Source organism: Nonomuraea sp. B1E8, assembly GCF_039871515.1.
In the GTDB taxonomy this organism is placed as follows: Bacteria; Actinomycetota; Actinomycetes; order Streptosporangiales; family Streptosporangiaceae; genus Nonomuraea.
The window spans coordinates 365,056-383,466 of sequence record NZ_JBDPLS010000009.1; the positions used below are offsets into that span (position 1 = coordinate 365,056).

An 18,411-nucleotide genomic window follows, 5' to 3' on the forward strand; every position below is an offset into this window, starting at 1 on the left:
GGGTGTCGGATGGCACTGGCCCAACGGCTCCTGCGTACGAAGCCGGCCGAACGCATCGTGGCCGAGGCCGGCCGGGGCGAGGGCGGTGAGCTGCGGCGCACGATGTCGCTGTGGCAGCTCACACTGTTCAGCGTGGGGGCCACGCTGGGCACCGGCATCTTCGTGATCCTCGGGCAGGCGGTCCCCAAGGCGGGGCCCGCGGTGGTGCTGGCGTTCGTGCTGGCCGCCTTCACCGCGCTGCTGTCCGCCCTGTCGTACGCCGAGCTGGCCGGGACGATCCCGGTGTCCGGCTCGTCCTACTCCTACGCGTACGCGACGCTGGGCGAGCTGGTGGCCTGGATCTGCGGCTGGTGCCTCATGCTGGAGTACGCCGTGTCGGTGGCGGCGGTGTCCGTGGGCTGGGGCGAATATCTGAACGCGTTCCTGCGGTCGTTGTTCGGCTTCACCCTGCCCGACGCGATCACCCGCTCCCCCGGCCAGGACGGCGGCGTGGTCAACGTCACCGCGATCCTCATCGTGCTGCTGGCCACCTGGCTGCTGCTCTACGGAGCGTCCGAGAGCGCCACGGCCAATGCGATCTTCGTGCTGATCAAGATCGCGGTGCTGCTGTTCTTCTGCGCGGTGGCGTTCACCGCGTTCAGTGCGGGCAACCTCTCGCCCCTCGCTCCGATGGGGCTGGCCGGCATCACCGCCGCCGCCTCCCAGGTCTTCTTCTCGTACATCGGCTTCGACGCCGCCTCGACCGCCGGCGAGGAGGCCAAGAACCCCAGGCGGGACCTGCCCCTGGCCATCGTCCTCTCCCTGGCCATCGTCACGATCATCTACGTGCTCGTGGCGCTGGCCGCCGTCGGCGCGATGCCGTGGACGGAGTTCGACCCCGAGAGCACCGAGGCCAGCCTGGCCTACATCGCCGACCTGGCCATGGGCGCCACCTGGCCCGGCCTGATCGTCTCCTTCGGCGCGGTCATCGCCATCGCGAGCGTCGTGCTCACCGTCATGTACGGCCAGACCCGCATCCTGTTCGCGATGTCCCGCGACGGGCTCATCCCCCGCGTCTTCCAGAAGGTCAACCCGCGCCACCAGGTGCCCGTCGCCAACACCCTCATCGTCGCCCTGTTCATCTCGGTGCTGGCCGGGCTCGTGCCGCTGGGCCAGCTCGCGGAGGCGACCAGCATCGGCACGCTGTTCGCCTTCGCCATCGTGAACGTCGGCGTGCTCGTGCTCCGCTACCGCAGCCCCGAGTTGCCGCGCAGCTTCCGCGTGCCGTTCTTCCCCGTCACGCCGATCCTCGGCGCGGTCTTCTGCCTCGTCGTCATGGCGGGGCTCGCCGGTGTCACCTGGCTGGCGTTCGCGTTGTGGATGCTGGTGGGCCTGACCTGCTACTTCCTCTACGGCTACAGCCATTCGCGGCTGAATGTCGAGGTGGGCTGATTGGCTTCCCCGACAGGTCTTCGAGCCGGGCAGCCGACTGGCCGGCTCCCCAGGGCTGAGGTCCGGGGTCTCCGGCGAAGGAGGAGCCGATGAAGCTGGAGAACGTGCTCGCCGGATACGCGCCGGGGCCGCGGGGCAGGGACGGGCTGACGCTGGCCGTCCTGCTCAAGGAGCAGGCGCGCGGGCGCCTGACGGTGGCGAGCGTGCAGCCGCCCGTCTGGACGCCGCCGGGGCCCGCCAGGGCCGAGGAGAGCGCCTGGCGCGCCTACCTCACCGAGCAGGCGGCCTCGACGCTCGCGCAGGCCCGCGAGCTGGCCGGCGAGGACGCCGAGTATGTCAAGCACACCCACCGGGGCAGCGGGCGCGGCCTGGTGGAGCTGGCCCGCAAACGCGGCGCGGACGTCGTGGTGATCGGCTCGGCCCCGCGCGGCGGCAGGGGCCGCATCGCCCTGGGCAGCACGGCCGACCAGCTGCTGCACTCCTCCTCCGTCCCCGTCCTGCTCGCCCCCCGCGGCTACGGCGAACGGCCGCCGGCCGCCTTCGACCGCCTCACCGTCGCCTACCGGCGCGGCCCCGGCGGTGACGCGGCGGTCAAGGACGCGGCCAGGGCGGCCGCGACGCTCGGCGTGTCCCTGAGGCTGGTCACGCTCGTGGTCAGCAGCGGCAGGCGGGCGCGGGTCGAGAGGGAGATGCTCGTACGCCTGCGCGACCAGGCCGCGGCCGACCTGCGCACGGCTGCGCGGGGGCACCGGCGGAGGTTGTCCGTGGAGGCCGAGGTGCTGGAGGGCCGGAGTGTCCCCCAGGCGCTCGGCACGACCTCGTGGCTCGCCGGCGAGATGATCATATGCGCTTCGAGCGCCACCGGGCCACTCAGGCGGGTCTTCCTCGGCGACACGTCCATAAAGATCGTCAAGGCCGCGACATGCCCGGTCATGGTGCTCACCCGCCAGACGTGAGTGGGCACGCTCCCTCGTCAAACTATGACGAAGTACTGGTACTACTGGGACATCAGAGGCGTTTGTGGCGATTCCTAACGGACCGGATTCGGCATCTTTTTTCCAATCAGCTTGACCTGGGGCGTCCACCCCTTTACCGTCACTGTGCGTAACCGCACTGCGCGGCGTTACCGGGGTAAACCCAGGCCGTGGCTACCGATGGTGCCGAGCATGGCACCAGACCCCCCGGTGGCCGGGGCATACGCCGCAAGGGAGCACAATCTACTAAGAGCGATACATACGAGAGCCGGGGGGCCACACGATGCCGTCTGAGTACGCAAAGTCGCTGGGTGCACGACTCCGCGCCATCCGCACCCAGCAGGGCCTGTCCCTGCATGGAGTCGAAGAGAAGTCGCGTGGCAGGTGGAAAGCCGTAGTCGTGGGCTCATATGAGCGCGGCGACCGGGCTGTGACCGTGCAGAAACTTGCCGAACTTGCCGACTTCTACGGGGTGCCCGTCTCCGAGCTGCTGCCGGGCGGCGCCGCCCCCAGCCCGCTCGGGCCGACACCCAAGCTTGTGATCGACCTGGAGCGCCTGGCGACCCTGCCGAAGGAGAAGGCGGGCGCGCTGGCCCGTTACGCCGCGACGATCCAGAGCCAGCGTGGCGACTACAACGGCAAGGTGCTGTCGATCCGCCAGGAGGATCTGCGCTCCCTGGCCGTGATCTACGACAAGTCGCCCAGCGAGCTGACCGAGGAGCTCATCAGCTGGGGCGTCCTCGACGCCGAGGCACGCCGGGCCGTCGAGTCGTTCTGAGGCCGGCTCCTCAGGGATTGCTCGTTTTCGAGGTCACCCGCCTGAGGCACGTGGGCTCGCCGTACACCGGCGAGCCCTTCGTCCTTTCCACGGGCCACACCCTCCCGCCGTCGACCACCACGAGGAGCGGCCCGCACGGCACCCCGGCTCACGGCCACCTGCCTTGCCGAGACGGTACGGCGGCCGCTCGCGGCTGAGCCCTCTCGCACGGGCACGCGACCGAGGCCCCGGAAGCTCAGGCCGGGTCAAGGCCTCTCGGAAGGCATGTGACCCCGGACGAGGCCGGAGCAGCACGCGGTCATCCCCGGCCGGGGTGGCCGCCCCGAAGGCCGGTGCGTCCCGTAGCGCCCCGGGTGGTCCCAGGGGAAGCCCTCGGGAGGGCTCGCGTGCGAGGGATCGTCAGCCCGCCAGGGGGACGTCCGCGGGAAGCTGGGGCTGGCTGGGAACGCCGAGCAGGTCTTCGATGGTGCAGACGAAGGTCTCCGCCTCGGCCAGGATCTCGTCGGCGTCGGCCGCGCCGATCCCGCGGACCATGCCCGCCTCGGCGGCGGCCCGCTTGGCGGCACTCGCCGCGAAGTAGGCGGCCCACTCGGCCAGGTGCGGCTCCGCCTCGGGCAGCAGCTCCCACGCGCTGCGCAGGCGGCGCCTGCGACCCTCCATGGGCCGCGGGCGGGCGGCCAGGATCGCCGCCGCCGCCCTGAGGGCGGCGAGGTGGGCGGCCACATATCGGGATGCCGGGGTGCGAGCGCCGGTCGCCTCCGCCAGGCAGGAACGTGCATCGATCAGGTGTGCCCGAACCGCAGCCGACAGCCGGGGCCCGGGCGTTTCTCTAGGCCGTGGTGCCATCTTGCGCTCCTCCTCTGGAGTCGTGGGCGGGCGGCCGGCGTTGCGCCGGTGGAGTCAACACTCGCAGACGCCACCGACATTTCCGCCGGGCCGGCCGGACGAGGAGCTTCCCCTCTCCCCGTCCGGCCAGGACACGCCCGCTCGTCTCCGCCGACGACGAGGACGTGCCCTTCGCCCGTGGAACCTGGCCGCGGGGATCGCTTGGGGAAGCGAACCGCCCGCGACCAGGCCCAGGTGACGCCGAGCCGCGAGCCTCACCGTCACTGGATCGAACATAATTTCGATCAGCTTCAGTGTCAACCACATCCACGAACACAGGTTCGACGACCATGGACGAAACGGCCGGCTCGCCACGAGGACAACCCGTACGACGAAAGCAGCCGCCGCCGCGGATGGGCACGCGGCGGCGGCTCGGGTCCAGAGGGCGCCGAGGCGGCGCCCAGGAGGGCCAGGAGGCGCTCAGGAGACGGAAATCGCCCCCGAGGGGCAGAGGGTCACGGCGCGCCGCACGGTCTCCTCCTGACCGTCCGGCGGCGTCTGGCGCAACAACACCACCGTGCCTTCGTCCTCGCTCTGGTCGAACACCTCCGGCGCCGTCAGCGCGCACATGCCGGCACCGATGCACACCGTGGTGTCTGCGTTGATCTCCATGATGACCTACCAAGTGACAGGGAGGCGGTGCACTCCATAGATGGTCATGTCCGAGCGCATCGGCACCTCCTCGGGCGTTACCGCCAAGCGTAGGCCAGGGAAGCGCCGCAGCAGCGCAGGGTAGGCGATGCGCATCTCGGCCCGGGCGAGCTGCTGGCCGAGGCACTGGTGGATGCCGTGGCCGAAGGTCATGTGACCGCCGGCGGGGCGGGTGACGTCGAGGTGCTCGCCGCCGGGGAATCGGGAGGGGTCGCGGTTGACGACCGGCAGGTGGACGCCGACCATCTCCCCCTCCTTGATGAGGTTGCCCGCGATCTCGACGTCCTCCGTCGCGAGCCTGAACGGGCCGAGGTGGATGATGGTGAGGTAGCGCAGCAACTCCTCGACGCCGTTGTCCACCACCGACGGGTCGTCGCGCATGGCGGCGAGCTGGTCGGGGTTGGTGAACAGCGCGTACGTCCCGAGGCCCAGCATGTTGGCGGTCGTCTCGTGCCCGGCCACCAGCAGCAGGAACGCCACCCCCGTGAGCTCCTCGTCGTCGAGATCCCCGCCCTCGATGAGCCCGCTCAGCAGGTCGTCGGCCGGCTCCTTGCGCTTGCGCTGGATCAGCCCGTACAGGTAGGCCGAGACCCGCCCGAGCGCCGCCAGTGCGTCGTCGGCCTTGGTCTCCAGGTTGACCAGGATCTTGGAGTCCTCCTGGAACTGCGCACGATCCTCGTACGGCACCCCGAGCAGCTCGCAGATCACCAGCGACGGGATGGGCAGCGCGAACGCCTGGACGAGGTCCACGGTGCCGCCGGTGGCCGCCATGTCGTCCAGGCAGGCGTTGGTGATCTCGGTGATCCGCGGCTCGAGAGCCTTCATCCTGCGCACGGTGAACTGCCCGGTCAGCAGCTTGCGGTAGCGCGTGTGCTCGGGCGCGTCCGTGCGCAGGAAGAACCCCCGCGGCACCCCGCGATCCCTGCGCTCGCCGACCAGGTCGGCCATGGACGGGATCGGGGCGTGCATCTTGTCCGGCCGGTTGCTGAAGCCGGGGTGGGCCAGCACCGCACGGGCCTCCGCGTAGCCGGTCACCAGCCAGCCGACGTGGCCGTCGGCGTACGTCATGCGGTGCATCGAAGCCTGTTGCCGCAGCTCCGCGACCTCGTCCGGCGGGTCGAACGGACGCTGCCTGGTCATGGGCAGGGTGAACTCGGACATGTCTCTGCTCCTTTCCGAGTGACCTCCCCAGAAAACCTCATTCAGTGCAAATTTTCAACCAGTGAAAACGATAAGAGTGTGCAGTACAGTTTCGGCATGGTGGGATTGCGGGAGCGCAAGAAGCAGCGCACGCGCCGGGCGCTGATCGAGTCGGCGCTCCAGCTGTTCGACGAGAAGGGGTTCGAGGAGACCACGCTGGCGGAGATCGCCGCTGGGGCCGACGTGTCGACGCGCACGTTCTTCAGCTACTTCGCGAGCAAGGACGACGTGGTCTTCTACGACACCAACGAGCGCATGGAGCTGGCGAGGTCCATGCTGACCCGCGCGGAGCCCGGGGTGTCACCGGCCGACCTGCTGAGCAGGCTCGTCGACAACAGCCTCGCCTGGTCGAGCGCGCAGGAGGATCTCACCTTCGAGGACGCCGAGCTGCGGCTGCGGCTCATCCTGACCGAACCGACACTGCAGGCGCGGGCGCTGACGGTGCTGTTCGACACCCAGCTCGCGCTGGCGCGGACGCTGCACGAGACGTACGCCGACGAGCTGAGCCTGATCGAGGCCGCGGCGGCGGTGGGCGCGCTGTTCGGGTCGGTCAAGCTCGCGGTGATCGCCAACCTGGAGCACAACCGGTCGCTGGAGGAGATCTGGGACACCGCTCGCCGGGCCGCCGACGTCGCGCTGGCCGGGATGCGCTCGCTCGGCTAGCATCTCGCACGCGGCTTCTGAGAAGCTGTCCCGCTGAGGCGGGAGAGGAGAGCGCATGGCGGAGAGCAGCCGGCGGCGGCCCATCGATCTGGCCCTGCTGGCACTGGGCCCGCTCCTGGCGGCGGCGTACGCGGCCGTCAACCACGCGGCCATCCGGGCGGGCGGCGGGCGCAGGTCACCGGCCCCGAGTGGGAGGGCGGCCCGCTCGACGCCGGCGAGATGACGGCGCTGGGCACCGACCTCTGGCGGCTGACCTGGTGGATCGCCCTGTTCATGGGGGTCGTGGCGGTGGCCTACCTCGTCATCGGCGCGCTGCTGCGGCGGCGTGGCCGGGGCCGCACGCTGCTCATGGTGCTCTCGGGCGTCCTCATCGTCCCGTACGCGCTCGTGTTCTTCGTCGCGCTGACGAACCCCGTACGCAGCCTGCCAGGCCTGTACGACTCCCCCGACTTCGCCGCGGGAGTGCCGGGCTGGCAGGCGGCCACGCCGCTCATCGTGCTCGCGGCCGGGCTGGCGCAGGCGGTGGGGATGACGATGGCGGGCTCGGCCCGCCGGCGCGCGGCGCGGGCAGGCGTGGAGCCGGCCCGCTGAGCCGCCGCTCACGCGAGCGCCGCGGGCGGAGTGTCACGCGCGCTTGAACGTGCCCCGCACGTGCACCGGCACACCCTTGCCGAGCAGGTCGGGAAGCTCCTCGGCGACGTTCATCGGCATGCGGACGCAGCCGTGCGAGGCCGGGTGGAGCGGCACGGACAGCGCCCCGTGGAAGGCGATGCCACCGTTGAAGAAGATCGGGTTGTACAGCTCGCCCAGGTAGGACTTGTGCCACCCGCTCGCGCGCCAGGTCGTCCGGTAGTTGCCGGTCGGCGTCGTGGCCGAGCCGCAGAACCGCTGCTGCTTGCCCTGCCACATGGCCGTCTCGCAGTAGGCGATGCCGCTGCCGGACGACACGTGGGTGATGAGCTCGGCCTCGCCCTTGACGTACATGACCATGATCTGCTTGGTCAGGTCGACCTCGGCGCGGGTCGGCTTGCCGTTCCTGGCCAGGACTCTCGGAGCCCTCGGCGTCTCCAGCGCCTCCCAGGTGCGCCTGGCGACGGTGCTGGTCGGCTTGATGCCGTTGACCTTCTGGAACGCCCACACGGCCGCCAGGGTCGTGCCGCCGTACTTCCCGTCCGCCTTGCCCGGGCGGTAGCCCAGTTCGGTCAGGCGCTCCTGCATCCAGGTGACGGCCTTGCCCTTGGCGCCGAGCTTGAGCGTCTTGCCCGGCGCGGTGACCGTCGCGGCGGGAACGGCGGCGGCCGGCCCGCCCGCCGTCGCGGGTGTCGTGGTGGTCGTCGCCGGCGCCAGCACGGGTGACGACACGTGCGTACGGTGCGGCGCCGGCGTGCCGCATCCCGAGACGATGACGGCGCCGGCCGTCAGGAGAGCAGCTACCCCGGGTAGCCGTCGAGCCCTCACCTGTACCACCTCTCACCCCGGTAACGAATGGATCAGTGGACCTTACACCACTCACCATCAATCGGTAATCAAGCAGTCATCCTGTTTAGAGTGTGTCCATGTCTGAGAAGTTGCCGGCCAATGCCGTCATTGTGGAATCAGCACTTCGCCGGCTCGGGGTGACCGGCGAGATCGTCGTTCTGCCGGAGAAGGCCCCCACCGCCGCGACCGCCGCGGCGCAGATCGGGTGCGAGGTCGGGGCCATCGCCAACAGCCTGATCTTCGACGCGGACGGCGGGCCTCTGCTCGTGCTGACGAGCGGTGCGCACCGGGTCGACGTCGAACTGATCGCCCGCACGGCGGGTGTCCAGCGGGTACGCCGGGCGTCGCCGGAGTTCGTCAGGACCGCCACCGGCCAGCCGATCGGCGGGGTCGCTCCGGTCGGGCATCCGGCGCCCGTGCCGACGCTGGTGGACAACTGGCTGAGCAAGCACGAGGTGGTGTGGGCGGCCGGCGGCCATCCGCTGACCGTGTTCCCGACCACGTTCGACGAGTTGGTGCGGATCACCGGGGGCACCCCTGTGGACGTCGAGTAGTGTGCGACAAGTGATCGAGTTCCGCGGGGTGGGTCCCGCCGGGTTCACCGAACGGCTGGAGACGGTGATCGGCATCTACACGGCCGCGATGAACCCTCCCGCTGACCAGATCGCCGGCCGCAAGACCATCATGCGAAATCATGGGACATATCCCCATTTTCAGTGTTATTTCGCTGAATTGCGTGATTCATCCCCGCAGCTACCCACTTCGGAACCCCAAATCGTGGGTTTCGCGTACGGCTTCCGGGGCGCACCGGGGCAATGGTGGCACGACGTGGTTCTCCGGGCCCTGCGTGACGAGATGGGCCCGGAAGCCGCCAACGCGTGGCTGGGATTCGCGTTCGAGCTGGCCGAGATCCACGTCCACCCCGGCTACCAGGGCAAGGGCATCGGCCGGGCCATGATCAGGACACTGTGCGCCGGCCGGCCGGAACGCTCGGCCGTCCTGTCCACGCACGACCAGCCGACGGCCGCCCGGCACCTCTACGCCAGCATGGGCTTCACCGATCTGCTGACGCGGTTCGTCTTCCCCGGCGGTCACGAGGAGTACGCGATCGCCGGCCGCCCCCTGCCCCTTCCCTGACCCTCACGAAAGAAGCCCCGCCGGACCCCGCCGAGCGCCCTCTCCCCCGACCCGCGATCTCCGGTGACAGGAAAAACTTGATGGCGACGTGACCCGCGGGTTTACCGGGCATGGTCGAGGGCATCATCCATGACAGAAAGTAACCGCCCCTTTACTCACCGGCTACCGGTCCACCGCCCGTCACCCGCCCGGTCCCCCTGCGGGCGGGTGGCGGGCCTTCCTCATGCTCCTCGCTGACCGGCCCACGCCTCGAACCACGTCTCCGGCCCACGTCGCGCCGTGACGGCGGCCCGCCCCGTGCGGGTCAGCGGGCGTCTCCCTGGAGGCCGCCGGCCCCGGTCGGCGGGTGGCGTGCCGCCGGCCGTGCCGTAACGAAAGACAGACCGCGCCGGGCGGAGAGCCGCGTCAGGCGGACAGCTGCACCCCGGGCAGTCTCTGGAACACCTCGCGCGTGGCGCTGGAGCGGTTGAACGTGATGAAGTGGATCCCCGGCGCGCCCTCGTCGAGCAGCCGCTGGCACAGCTCGGCCCCGTGCTCGATGCCGAGCCGCCGCACCGCGGCCGGATCGTCCTTGACCGCCTCGAAGCGTGCCGCCAGGCGGGGCGGGAACGGCGCCCCGGACAGCTGCTCCGAGCGCGCGATCGTGCTCATCTGCGTCACCGGCATGATGCACGGGATGATCGGCGTGTCACAGCCCTGGGCCGCCACCCGGTCGCGCAGCCGCAGATAGTCGTCGGCCTCGAAGAACATCTGCGTGATCGCGTAGTCGGCACCCGCCCGGCACTTGCGGACGAAGTAATCGGTGTCGGACTCGATGGACGGCGAGCGCGGGTGCTTGTAGGGGAAGGCGGCCACGCCCACGCAGAAGTCGCCCGCCTGCCTGATCAGCCGCACCAGGTCTTCGGCGTAGAGCACGCCCTCGGGGTGCGGCACCCACTCGGCCGTCGGGTCGCCGGGGGGATCGCCCCGGACGGCCAGGATGTTGCGCACCCCGGCGTCGGCGAAGCGCCCCACGAGGTGGCGCAGCTCGCGGACGGAGTGGTCGACCGCCGTGAAGTGCGCCACGGGCGTGAGCGTGGTGTCGTGGGCGATGCGCTCCACGATGTCGACCGTGCGGTCGCGGGTGGAGCCGCCCGCGCCGTAGGTCACCGACACGAACGTCGGCCGCAGCGACTCGAGCTCCCTGATCGCCCGCCACAACAACCGCTCGCCCTCGTCGGTCTTCGGCGGGAAGAACTCGAAGGAGAACGACCGCCCACCGCCGGCGAGCATGTCGCGGACGGTGGGAACACGTTCGGGGAAGAAGGAAGGTCGACCAAGCGCCATGGCCACCAGGCTACAGTGGCGCCGCGGGACCGGCAGCCCGAGAGGCACCTGGAGATCCTGACGCCCGCGTCCGGCCATTAGTCTCAGTGTCATGACCACTGACGCCGCCCGCATGGACGTCCTGCGCCCGCAGGTGGAGCGCTCCCTCGGAGAGTTCGTCGAACGGAAGTTGCCGGCCGGGGGCGATGCCGCCTTCGCCCCGCTGCGCACGGCCGCCGACGCCCTGCTGTCCGGGGGCAAGCGGCTGCGCCCGGCGTTCTGCTACTGGGGCTGGCGCGGCGCGGGCGGCGCCGACGTCCCCGCGATCTTCACCGCCGCCGCCTCGCTGGAGCTGCTGCAGGCCAGCGCGCTCGTCCACGACGACGTGATGGACAAGAGCGACCTGCGCAGGGGGATGCCGGCCGCGCACCGCCGCTTCGAGTCCATGCACGAGCAGTCCCGCTGGCAGGGGTCGGCCCAGCAGTTCGGCGAGGGGGCGGCGATCCTGCTCGGCAACCTGCTGCTCATCTGGTCGGGCGAGATGTGGCGCACCAGCGGCCTGCCGCCCGCGTCCCTGGAGGCGGCCCAGCCCGTGCACGACCACATGCGCACCGAGCTGATGTGCGGCCAGTACCTCGACCTGCTGGAGCAGGCCAACGGGGAGAACACGTTCGAGTCGGCGCTGCGGGTGGCGCTGTTCAAGAGCGGAAAATACTCGGTGGAGCAGCCGCTGCGGCTCGGGCTGGTGCTCGCCGGCGAGAAGCGCGCGCCGTGGATGGACGAGCTGTGCACCGGCTACGGCACCCGCGTGGGGATCGCCTTCCAGCTCAGGGACGACATCCTCGGGGTGTTCGGCGACCCGGCGCAGACGGGCAAGCCCGCCGGCGACGACCTGCGCGAGGGCAAGCGGACGATGCTCGTGGCCCGCACGCTGGCGGCCGCGTCCCCCGGGGCCGCGCGGACCGTCCGGCGGCTGCTCGGCGACCCCGAGCTGGACGAGGCCGGGGTGGCGACGCTGCGGGAGATCATCGACGACACCGGCGCGTTGCGGGAGTGCGAGGACCTGATCGGCGACTATCTGGGGCAGGCGCTGTCCGCCCTCGACGAGTCGCCGGTGACGGCCGAGGCCCGCTCCGCCCTGACCGAGCTCGCCATCGCCGCCACGTCCCGCAAGACCTGAGGCGGCCGGGCGGGCCAGTCAGGAGCCGCCAGGCGTTCGGCTCAGGGAGCCGCCAGGCGTTTGGCGAACTCGGCCGCCGCCGCCCCCGGATCGTCCGCGTCGGTGATCGCGCGTACGACCACCACCCGCTCGGCGCCGTACGACATGACCTCGTCGAGGTTGTCGAGGTCGATGCCGCCTATCCCGAACCACGGCCGCGAGGTGCCGAGCGCCGCCGCGTGCCTGAGCAGCGGCGGTCCGGGCGCCGGGCGGCCGGGTTTGGTCGGGGTGGGCCAGATGGGGCCGCAGCAGTAATAGTCGACGCCCTGCTCCACGGCCGCGGCGGACGCCTCGGCAGCGGAGTGGGTGGACCTTCCGATGACGATGTCGTCGCCGAGTATCTCTCGCGCGACCGTCACAGGAAGGTCGTCCTGCCCCAGGTGGAGCACGTCGGACCGGGCGGCGTGGGCGATGTCCGCCCGGTCGTTGACGGCCAGGAGTTTGCCGTGCCGGTCGCAGGCGTCGCGGAAGATCTCGAGGAGCGCGAGTTCTTCGCGGGCCTCCAAGCCCTTCTCCCGCAGCTGGATGATGTCCACGCCGCCGGCCAGCACGGAGTCGAGGAACTCTGCCAGGTCGCCGCGGTCGCGGCGGCCGTCGGTGCAGAGATAGAGGCGGGCCTCAGAAAGCGAGAGCCTGGGCACGCCGCTTGACCTCGGTGTGACGGCCGGCCCGGATCGCCTCGATGGGCGACCCCGGCAGGGACTCGTCCGGGGTGAAGAGCCAGCGCAGCGACTCGACGTCGTCGTAGCCGGCGTCCTGCAACACGGTCAGCGTGCCGGGCAGGCCCTTCATCACGTCTTTTCCGTCGAGGAACACCGCGGGCACCTGAGGCCCGCCGCTGCCTCTGCGTACGCCGAGCAGCTTGTGGTCCTTGAGGAGTTGCTTGGCCCGCCCCAGCGGAAGGTCGAGGCGTGAGGCCACTTCGGGGAGAGTGAGCCACTCGTCGACGAGCTGCTCGGTCTCCCGGTCGATCTGTGCAACAGAAAGTGTCACGAAACCACAACTACCACATGGCGCGCTTGCTCAAACAACACAATCTCGTAGGGACACTTCGGGATCTACCAGGCGTTTGGCATCGAGGCGTTGGCCCGAGGCGATGATTCTGCGGCCCTGTACGAGCTCCCGCGGCCGATCGACGGCGAGCACGGCGGCGAGGGCGTCGTCGGCGGTGAGCCAGACGGCCGACCATTTACCCTCCGTGTCACCGCGGTAGAGAAGACGTTCGCCGGCGGGGTGGTGGCCGGCGTACTGCAGCATGTGCCCGAACTGCTCCGACCAGAAGTAGGGCACGGGATCGTAGACGGCGTCCTCGCCGAGCAGCGTCGCGGCGGCGACCTCGGGCGCGTTGAGCGCGGAGTCCCAGTGTTCGACGCGGAGCCGGGTCCGCCAGCGGCGCGACCACCAGGCGGCGCAGTCGCCGACGGCGACGACGCCGGGCAACGAGGCGCGCAGATGCTCGTCGGTGACGACACCGTTGTGCAGGTCGATGTCCGCGTCGGCGAGCCACTCGACGGCGGGACGCACGCCGATGCCGGTGACGACCACGTGGGCCTCGACGAACGCGCCGCCCACCAACCGCACGCCGCCCTCGTCCACGGAGTCGACCATGGCGCCGAGCCGCAGGTCGATGCCGGAATACCAGGCCTCGGTGCGCGCGCCGATCTCGGCGCCGACCGCGGTGGCGAGCGGCGCGGGGCCGGCCTCGATCACCGTCACCGCGCACCCGGCCCGGCGTGCGGCGGTGGCGACCTCGGCGCCGATCCAGCCGGCGCCGATGATCGCGACGCGGGCGCCGGGGACGAGCATGGCCCTGAGCTCGTGGGCGTCGTCGAGGGTGCGCAGCACGTGCTGGGGACCGTCGCCGGGCAGCCTGATCGGGTCGGCTCCGGTGGCGATGACCAGGCCGTCGTAGCCCAGCTCCCCCTCGGTCGTCTCCACGACCCCCGCGCGCAGCGACTTGGCGCTGACGCCGGGCCAGAACTCGACGCCGAGCGCGGCCAGGTCGGCGCCGACGTAGCTGTCGTCGGCCTCCCCCGACAACACGGCCTTGGACAAGGGCGGGCGGTCGTAAGGGCGGTGGCGTTCCCTGCCGACCATGGTGACGCGCCCGGCGAAGCCCTTCGAGCGCAGCGCCTCCACGGTGCGCAGGCCGGCCAGTCCTGCTCCGACGACGACGACGTGTTTCACGTCCATGACCATAACGGGGGCGGTGTCCGGGCATGACACCGAGGCCGTACGCTGGTGAGGGAAAGACGCGCGGGAGTCCGGCCGTTACCGGGCTGAGAGGAAGGCTTGACCGGGCCTTCGACCGCAAGACACCTGATCCGGGTCATGCCGGCGAAGGGAGCGCATGTGGACGTGATCGTAGGCGGCGGGATCGTCGGGTTGTCGGTCGCCTGGCGGCTGGCCCGCTCCGGCCGGCCGGTCACCGTGGCCGACCCGGCGCCCGCCTCGGGGGCCTCGCACGCGGCCGCGGGGATGCTGGCTCCGGTCAGCGAGGTGACCTACACCGAGGCGCCGCTGCTGCGGCTCGGGATGGCCGCGCTGCGCCGCTGGCCGTCCTTCGCCGCCGAGCTGGCCGGGGACGCCGGGCTCTCCGGGCCGGCCGCGCTCGACTTCCGTACGAACGGCACGCTGGACGTCGCGTTCGGCGCCGACGACCTGGCGGCGCTGGACGAGCTGGCCGCGTTCATGGAGAAGCTGGAGCTGCCGGTCGAGCGGCTGACCGGGCGCGAGTGCCGGCGCCGTGAGCCCATGCTGGCCCCCGCCGTGCGCGGCGGCCTGCTGGCTCCCGGCGACTCCTGGGTCGATCCGCGCCGCGTGACGGCTGCGCTGCTCGCCGCCCTCGACCGGCTGGGCGTCCCGCTGGTGCGGGCGCGCGTGAGCGGGCTCCTGCGTGACGGCGGCAGGGTCACAGGGGTACGCCTCGCGCCACCGGACGTCCCGGCCTCCGCCGTGGCCGATGGCGGCGTGCCGCGGCACCTGCGGGCCGAGCGGGTGATCCTGGCGGCCGGGGCGTGGAGCGCCGGGCTGGCCGGGGTGCCGGTCCGGCCGGTCAAGGGGCAGATCATGCGGTTGCGCTCCGCCCAGCCCCTGCTCGGCCGGTGCGTACGCGGCACCGTGCACGGCTCGTCCGTCTACCTGGTCCCCAGGGGCGACGGCGAGCTGGTCGTCGGCGCCACCCAGGAGGAGATGGGGTTCGACACCAGGGTGACGGCCGGCGGGCTCTACGAGCTGCTGCGTGACGCCAGGGAGCTGGTGCCGGGCGTCACCGAGCTGGAGGTGGCCGACGTGGTGGCCGGGCTGCGGCCGGGGACGCCGGACAACCTGCCCGTCATCGGCCCGAGCGGCACGCCCGGGCTCACGCTGGCCACCGGGCACCATCGGGGCGGCGTGCTGCTGGCCCCGTTGACGACGGCCGTCCTGCTGGGCGAAGAAGGCGAGCTGGCGGCGCTGTGCTCGCCGGGAAGGTTTCAGGAAATTTCATGATTGTGATGATCAATGGGACCGCGCACGAGGTGATCGACGGCACGACCGTGGCGCAGGCCGTGAGCACGTTGACCGCGGCCACCACCGGAGTGGCCGTGGCCGTGAACGACGAGGTGGTCACGCGCAGCGCCTGGGAGACGACGGCGCTCAGCGACAGCGACCGCGTGGAGGTCCTGACGGCGGTGCAAGGTGGATGATCTGATCATCGCCGGGGAGAAGTTCTCGTCCCGGCTCATCATGGGCACCGGCGGCGCCCCGTCGCTCGAGGTGCTCGACCAGGCGCTGGCCGCGTCCGGCACCGAGATGACCACGGTCGCCATGCGGCGGCTCGACCCGGACGCCCGCGGCTCCGTCCTCGACGTGCTGCGCAGGCGGGACATCAAGGTGCTCCCCAACACCGCGGGCTGCTTCACCGCGGGCGAGGCCGTGCTGACGGCGCGGCTGGCCCGCGAGGCGCTCGGCACGCCCTGGGTCAAGCTGGAGGTCATCGCCGACGAGCGCACGCTGCTGCCCGACCCGATCGAGACGTTCGACGCGGCCGAGCGGCTGGTGGCCGACGGGTTCGTGGTGCTGCCGTACATCGGCGACGACCCGGCGCTGGCGCGGCGCCTGGAGCAGGCGGGCTGCGCGGCCGTCATGCCGCTGGGCGCGCCGATCGGCTCCGGGCTGGGCATCCGCAACCCGCACAACATCGAGCTGATCGTGGAGGCCGCGTCCGTGCCGGTCATCCTCGACGCGGGCATCGGCACGGCCAGCGACGCGGCCCTGGCGATGGAGCTGGGCTGCGACGCCGTCCTGCTGGCCACGGCGGTCACCCGGGCGCAGCGGCCCGACCTCATGGCCACGGCCATGCGGGAGGCCGTGACGGCCGGGCGTCTGGCCCGCCAGGCGGGGCGCATCCCCCGCCGCCGCTACGCCGAAGCCTCCTCCCCGATGACCCCGTAACCCTCGCCCACGGCGACCGCTCGCGCGGACGACGTTCACGGTCGCCGGGTCCCCACCGCGCGGGATCACCGCACGTGAGCCGCCGCCGGCAGCCCGGGCGACACGCCCGGGCTGCCGCGGGTTAAGGGACGGTTCGCCCCTGGGTCTCCTGGCTCCGGCCGGAGCTTGGGGGCGCGGGCGCGCGGCCGACCGGTAAGGGCGTGACGCCGGTGAGGCTATGTCCGCTTCCCGGGAACGAAGGGCGTACGAACGAGAACGTCTCCGCATCGGTTTCGGGCGGCCGGGCCCTGTCAGTGGCAAAACGCCCGTAAACTCAGCGGGGTGGATACGACGACTGCGGACCCCCTGGTCGGGCGGCTCCTCGATGGGCGCTATCGCATCGAGAGCCGGATCGCCCGGGGCGGTATGGCGACCGTCTACCTCGCGCTGGACATCCGGCTCGACCGGACGGTCGCGCTGAAGGTCATGCACCGCTCACTCGCCGAGGACCCGGCGTTCGTCCGGAGGTTCATCGGCGAGGCCAAGTCGGTGGCCAGTCTCTCCCACCCCAACATAGTGCACGTTTTCGACCAGGGCACCGACACCGACGTGGTCTACCTGTCGATGGAGTACGTGCCCGGCCGGACGCTGCGCGACATCCTGCGCGACCGCGGCCGGCTGCCGGCCCGCGAGGCGCTCGAGATCATGATCCCGGTGCTGGCCGCGCTCGGCGCGGCCCACCAGGCGGGTTTGGTCCATCGCGACGTGAAGCCGGAAAACGTCCTCATGACCGACGACGGCCGGGTCAAGGTCGTCGACTTCGGTCTGGCCAGGGCCATCGAGGCGACCAACCAGACCCGCACCGGCGTGATGATCGGCACGATCGGCTACATGTCGCCCGAGCAGGTCACCACGGGCGGCGCCGACGTGCGCAGCGACGTCTACGCGGCCGGCATCATGCTGTTCGAGCTGGTGACCGGGCAGCAGCCGTATGACGGCGAGACGCCGATGTCGGTGGCCTACCGGCACGTCCATGACACCGTGCCGGCGCCGTCGTCGTTCGTCCACGACGTGCCGCCGCTGATCGACACGCTGGTGGCGCACGCGACGGCCCGCGAGCCGGGCGACCGTCCCGCGGACGCCACCGCGATGCTGGTGGCGGCCGTCGACGCGCACCGCATGTTGCCGCGGACGACCGGCCAGCCCGTGAGCGGCCCGGTGCCGCCGCGCGCCCACCAGCAGGGCCCCGGCTCCGCCGCGGGGTCGCGCCCGCAGGCCGCTCCCGGGCACACGCTGATCCAGCCGCGGGCGGAGGTGCCGCAACGGCGCGCGTTCCGGCCCAACTGGTTCCTGGTGACGCTGGCCGCCGTGATGGCGGTCGCGGTGGGGCTGACCGGCTGGTACTTCTCGCAGTCCGACCCCGTCATCGTCCCCGACCTGGTCGGGAAGGACATGGCGATCGCTGAGAAGAACGCCGCCGCGCTCGGCCTCGTGGTCCGCAAGGCCGACGGCAGGCACGACGAGAAGGTGGCCGCCGGCCTGGTCCTGCGCACCGACCCGGTGGCCGAGACCGAGCTCGACAACGGCGACACGATCACGCTGGTGCCCTCGCTCGGTCCCAAGCGTGTCATCGTGCCCAACGTGGCCGGGATGACCGGCAACGACGCCCGCGTGGCCCTCGCCGACGCGGGGCTGACCGTCGACTCGGTCAAACGCCTGGCCAACCAGGAGGTCGAGCGCGACAAGGTGATCCGCACCTCGCCGCAGGTCGGCGAGAAGGTGAAGGAGGGCACCAAGGTCGACATCTTCGTCAGCGCCGGGCTGGTCATGCCCGACGTGGGCGGCATGCCGAAGGACGAGGCCGCCGGCCATCTCAGCGGGCAGGGCTTCCAGGTGCAGGTCAACGAGGTCGACGACGACGCCGAGCCGTGCACGGTCATCGCCCAGGAGCCCAAGGCGAAGGCAGAGGTCGACAAGGGCGCCCAGGTCATGATCACGGTGGCGCGGTGCCAGACGGACTTCTGGGACTGGTTCGGCGGCCGCGACGGCGAGGGCCGCGACGACCGGCACCTCCGCGTGGTGCCGGGGGTGCTCGGCAAGGAGCTCAGGGACGCCAGGTCCGAGTTACAGGCCCTGGGCTTCCAGGTACGGGTGCAGCGGCTGGTCAACGCCGGCGTGGTGAAATACCAGCGGCCGCTGCCCAACAGCGAACGCCCGTCGGGGAGCACGGTCTACCTCTGGCAGTGAGCGCGCCGGGGCCGCCGCGTCGCCGCCGG

Annotated in this window: 21 protein-coding genes and 1 riboswitch; of the genes, 13 read left to right on the forward strand and 8 right to left on the reverse strand. The window is 71.4% G+C overall.

All coding sequences use genetic code 11. The features are described from left to right. The first annotated feature begins 9 nt into the window (after positions 1-9). The 3 genes from ABGA98_RS29200 (at position 10) to ABGA98_RS29210 (ending at position 3,183) form a co-directional block, all read left to right on the forward strand. A complete protein-coding gene (locus tag ABGA98_RS29200; protein WP_347621601.1) occupies positions 10-1,431 on the forward strand; it encodes an amino acid permease in 1,422 nt (473 codons plus the stop codon). Between the two features lie 89 nt (positions 1,432-1,520). Next, on the forward strand, positions 1,521-2,387 hold the full coding sequence (locus ABGA98_RS29205) for a universal stress protein (RefSeq protein WP_347621602.1): 867 nt from the start codon (positions 1,521-1,523) through the stop codon (positions 2,385-2,387). 301 nt (positions 2,388-2,688) lie between these two features. Then, the gene (locus ABGA98_RS29210; protein ID WP_026214021.1) at positions 2,689-3,183 is read left to right on the forward strand and encodes a transcriptional regulator; all 495 of its coding nucleotides are present in this window, start codon (positions 2,689-2,691) and stop codon (positions 3,181-3,183) included. Between the two features lie 399 nt (positions 3,184-3,582). On the opposite strand, the gene ABGA98_RS29215 is transcribed toward ABGA98_RS29210, so the two are convergent. The 3 genes from ABGA98_RS29215 to ABGA98_RS29225 all read right to left on the reverse strand — a co-directional run bounded on the left by ABGA98_RS29215 (position 3,583) and on the right by ABGA98_RS29225 (position 5,880). Next, positions 3,583-4,029: an SAV_6107 family HEPN domain-containing protein gene (locus ABGA98_RS29215; RefSeq protein ID WP_347621603.1), complete on the reverse strand. Its 447-nt coding sequence runs from the start codon at positions 4,027-4,029 to the stop codon at positions 3,583-3,585. A 459-nt stretch (positions 4,030-4,488) separates the two neighbouring features. Continuing rightward, positions 4,489-4,680 carry a ferredoxin gene (locus ABGA98_RS29220; protein WP_347621604.1) on the reverse strand — a complete coding sequence of 64 codons (192 nt, stop codon included), beginning with the start codon at positions 4,678-4,680 and terminating at the stop codon, positions 4,489-4,491. 6 nt (positions 4,681-4,686) lie between these two features. Next, on the reverse strand, positions 4,687-5,880 hold the full coding sequence (locus ABGA98_RS29225) for a cytochrome P450 (RefSeq protein ID WP_347621605.1): 1,194 nt from the start codon (positions 5,878-5,880) through the stop codon (positions 4,687-4,689). A gap of 96 nt (positions 5,881-5,976) precedes the next feature. Between ABGA98_RS29225 and ABGA98_RS29230 the strand changes: the two genes are divergently transcribed. From ABGA98_RS29230 to ABGA98_RS29240, 3 genes are read left to right on the forward strand one after another with little or no spacing between them, the layout of a single operon-like run. Then, entirely contained in the window at positions 5,977-6,582 is a 606-nt protein-coding gene (locus tag ABGA98_RS29230; protein WP_347621606.1) for a TetR/AcrR family transcriptional regulator, read from the forward strand. A gap of 55 nt (positions 6,583-6,637) precedes the next feature. Then, complete coding sequence (locus ABGA98_RS29235; RefSeq protein WP_347621607.1) at positions 6,638-6,805, forward strand: hypothetical protein; 168 nt, start codon at positions 6,638-6,640, stop codon at positions 6,803-6,805. Beyond that, positions 6,802-7,173, forward strand: coding sequence for a hypothetical protein (locus ABGA98_RS29240; protein WP_347621608.1), 372 nt, complete (start codon positions 6,802-6,804; stop codon positions 7,171-7,173). The genes ABGA98_RS29235 and ABGA98_RS29240 overlap by 4 nt, the downstream gene beginning before the upstream one ends. A 33-nt stretch (positions 7,174-7,206) precedes the next feature. On the opposite strand, the gene ABGA98_RS29245 is transcribed toward ABGA98_RS29240, so the two are convergent. Then, on the reverse strand, positions 7,207-7,944 hold the full coding sequence (locus ABGA98_RS29245) for a L,D-transpeptidase family protein (protein WP_347621609.1): 738 nt from the start codon (positions 7,942-7,944) through the stop codon (positions 7,207-7,209). 194 nt (positions 7,945-8,138) lie between these two features. On the opposite strand from ABGA98_RS29245, the gene ABGA98_RS29250 reads away from it, so the two are divergent. Both ABGA98_RS29250 and ABGA98_RS29255 read left to right on the forward strand, forming a co-directional pair. After that, entirely contained in the window at positions 8,139-8,615 is a 477-nt protein-coding gene (locus tag ABGA98_RS29250; RefSeq protein WP_347621610.1) for a YbaK/EbsC family protein, read from the forward strand. Between the two features lie 274 nt (positions 8,616-8,889). Next, positions 8,890-9,198, forward strand: coding sequence for a GNAT family N-acetyltransferase (locus tag ABGA98_RS29255; protein ID WP_347621611.1), 309 nt, complete (start codon positions 8,890-8,892; stop codon positions 9,196-9,198). 405 nt (positions 9,199-9,603) lie between these two features. Here the strand turns inward: ABGA98_RS29255 and metF are convergent, their stop codons facing one another. Further along, positions 9,604-10,524, reverse strand: coding sequence for a methylenetetrahydrofolate reductase [NAD(P)H] (gene metF, locus ABGA98_RS29260; protein WP_347621612.1), 921 nt, complete (start codon positions 10,522-10,524; stop codon positions 9,604-9,606). Between the two features lie 91 nt (positions 10,525-10,615). Here metF and ABGA98_RS29265 point away from each other — a divergent pair, with 91 nt between their 5' ends. After that, on the forward strand, positions 10,616-11,683 hold the full coding sequence (locus ABGA98_RS29265) for a polyprenyl synthetase family protein (protein ID WP_347621613.1): 1,068 nt from the start codon (positions 10,616-10,618) through the stop codon (positions 11,681-11,683). A 41-nt stretch (positions 11,684-11,724) separates the two neighbouring features. On the opposite strand, the gene thiE is transcribed toward ABGA98_RS29265, so the two are convergent. The 3 genes from thiE to ABGA98_RS29280 are packed head-to-tail and all read right to left on the reverse strand — an operon-like array spanning position 11,725 to position 13,909. After that, positions 11,725-12,363 carry a thiamine phosphate synthase gene (gene thiE, locus ABGA98_RS29270; protein ID WP_347621614.1) on the reverse strand — a complete coding sequence of 213 codons (639 nt, stop codon included), beginning with the start codon at positions 12,361-12,363 and terminating at the stop codon, positions 11,725-11,727. Further along, a complete protein-coding gene (locus ABGA98_RS29275; RefSeq protein WP_132510611.1) occupies positions 12,341-12,715 on the reverse strand; it encodes an Rv2175c family DNA-binding protein in 375 nt (124 codons plus the stop codon). Before ABGA98_RS29275 ends, thiE begins: the two co-directional genes overlap by 23 nt. A 30-nt stretch (positions 12,716-12,745) precedes the next feature. After that, positions 12,746-13,909, reverse strand: a complete 1,164-nt coding sequence (locus ABGA98_RS29280) for an FAD-dependent oxidoreductase (RefSeq protein ID WP_347621615.1) — start codon at positions 13,907-13,909, stop codon at positions 12,746-12,748. Between the two features lie 59 nt (positions 13,910-13,968). Next, a riboswitch (TPP riboswitch) is annotated at positions 13,969-14,085 on the forward strand. On the opposite strand from ABGA98_RS29280, the gene thiO reads away from it, so the two are divergent. The 4 genes from thiO (at position 14,075) to pknB (ending at position 18,382) form a co-directional block, all read left to right on the forward strand. After that, positions 14,075-15,211, forward strand: coding sequence for a glycine oxidase ThiO (gene thiO, locus ABGA98_RS29285; RefSeq protein ID WP_347621616.1), 1,137 nt, complete (start codon positions 14,075-14,077; stop codon positions 15,209-15,211). (Overlaps the previous riboswitch by 11 nt.) Next, the gene (thiS, locus tag ABGA98_RS29290) at positions 15,208-15,408 is read left to right on the forward strand and encodes a sulfur carrier protein ThiS (protein WP_132510617.1); all 201 of its coding nucleotides are present in this window, start codon (positions 15,208-15,210) and stop codon (positions 15,406-15,408) included. Before thiO ends, thiS begins: the two co-directional genes overlap by 4 nt. After that, on the forward strand, positions 15,401-16,156 hold the full coding sequence (locus ABGA98_RS29295; protein WP_347621617.1) for a thiazole synthase: 756 nt from the start codon (positions 15,401-15,403) through the stop codon (positions 16,154-16,156). Before thiS ends, ABGA98_RS29295 begins: the two co-directional genes overlap by 8 nt. Positions 16,157-16,477: 321 nt before the next feature. Further along, a complete protein-coding gene (gene pknB / locus ABGA98_RS29300; protein ID WP_347621618.1) occupies positions 16,478-18,382 on the forward strand; it encodes a Stk1 family PASTA domain-containing Ser/Thr kinase in 1,905 nt (634 codons plus the stop codon). The last annotated feature ends 29 nt before the right edge of the window (positions 18,383-18,411 follow it).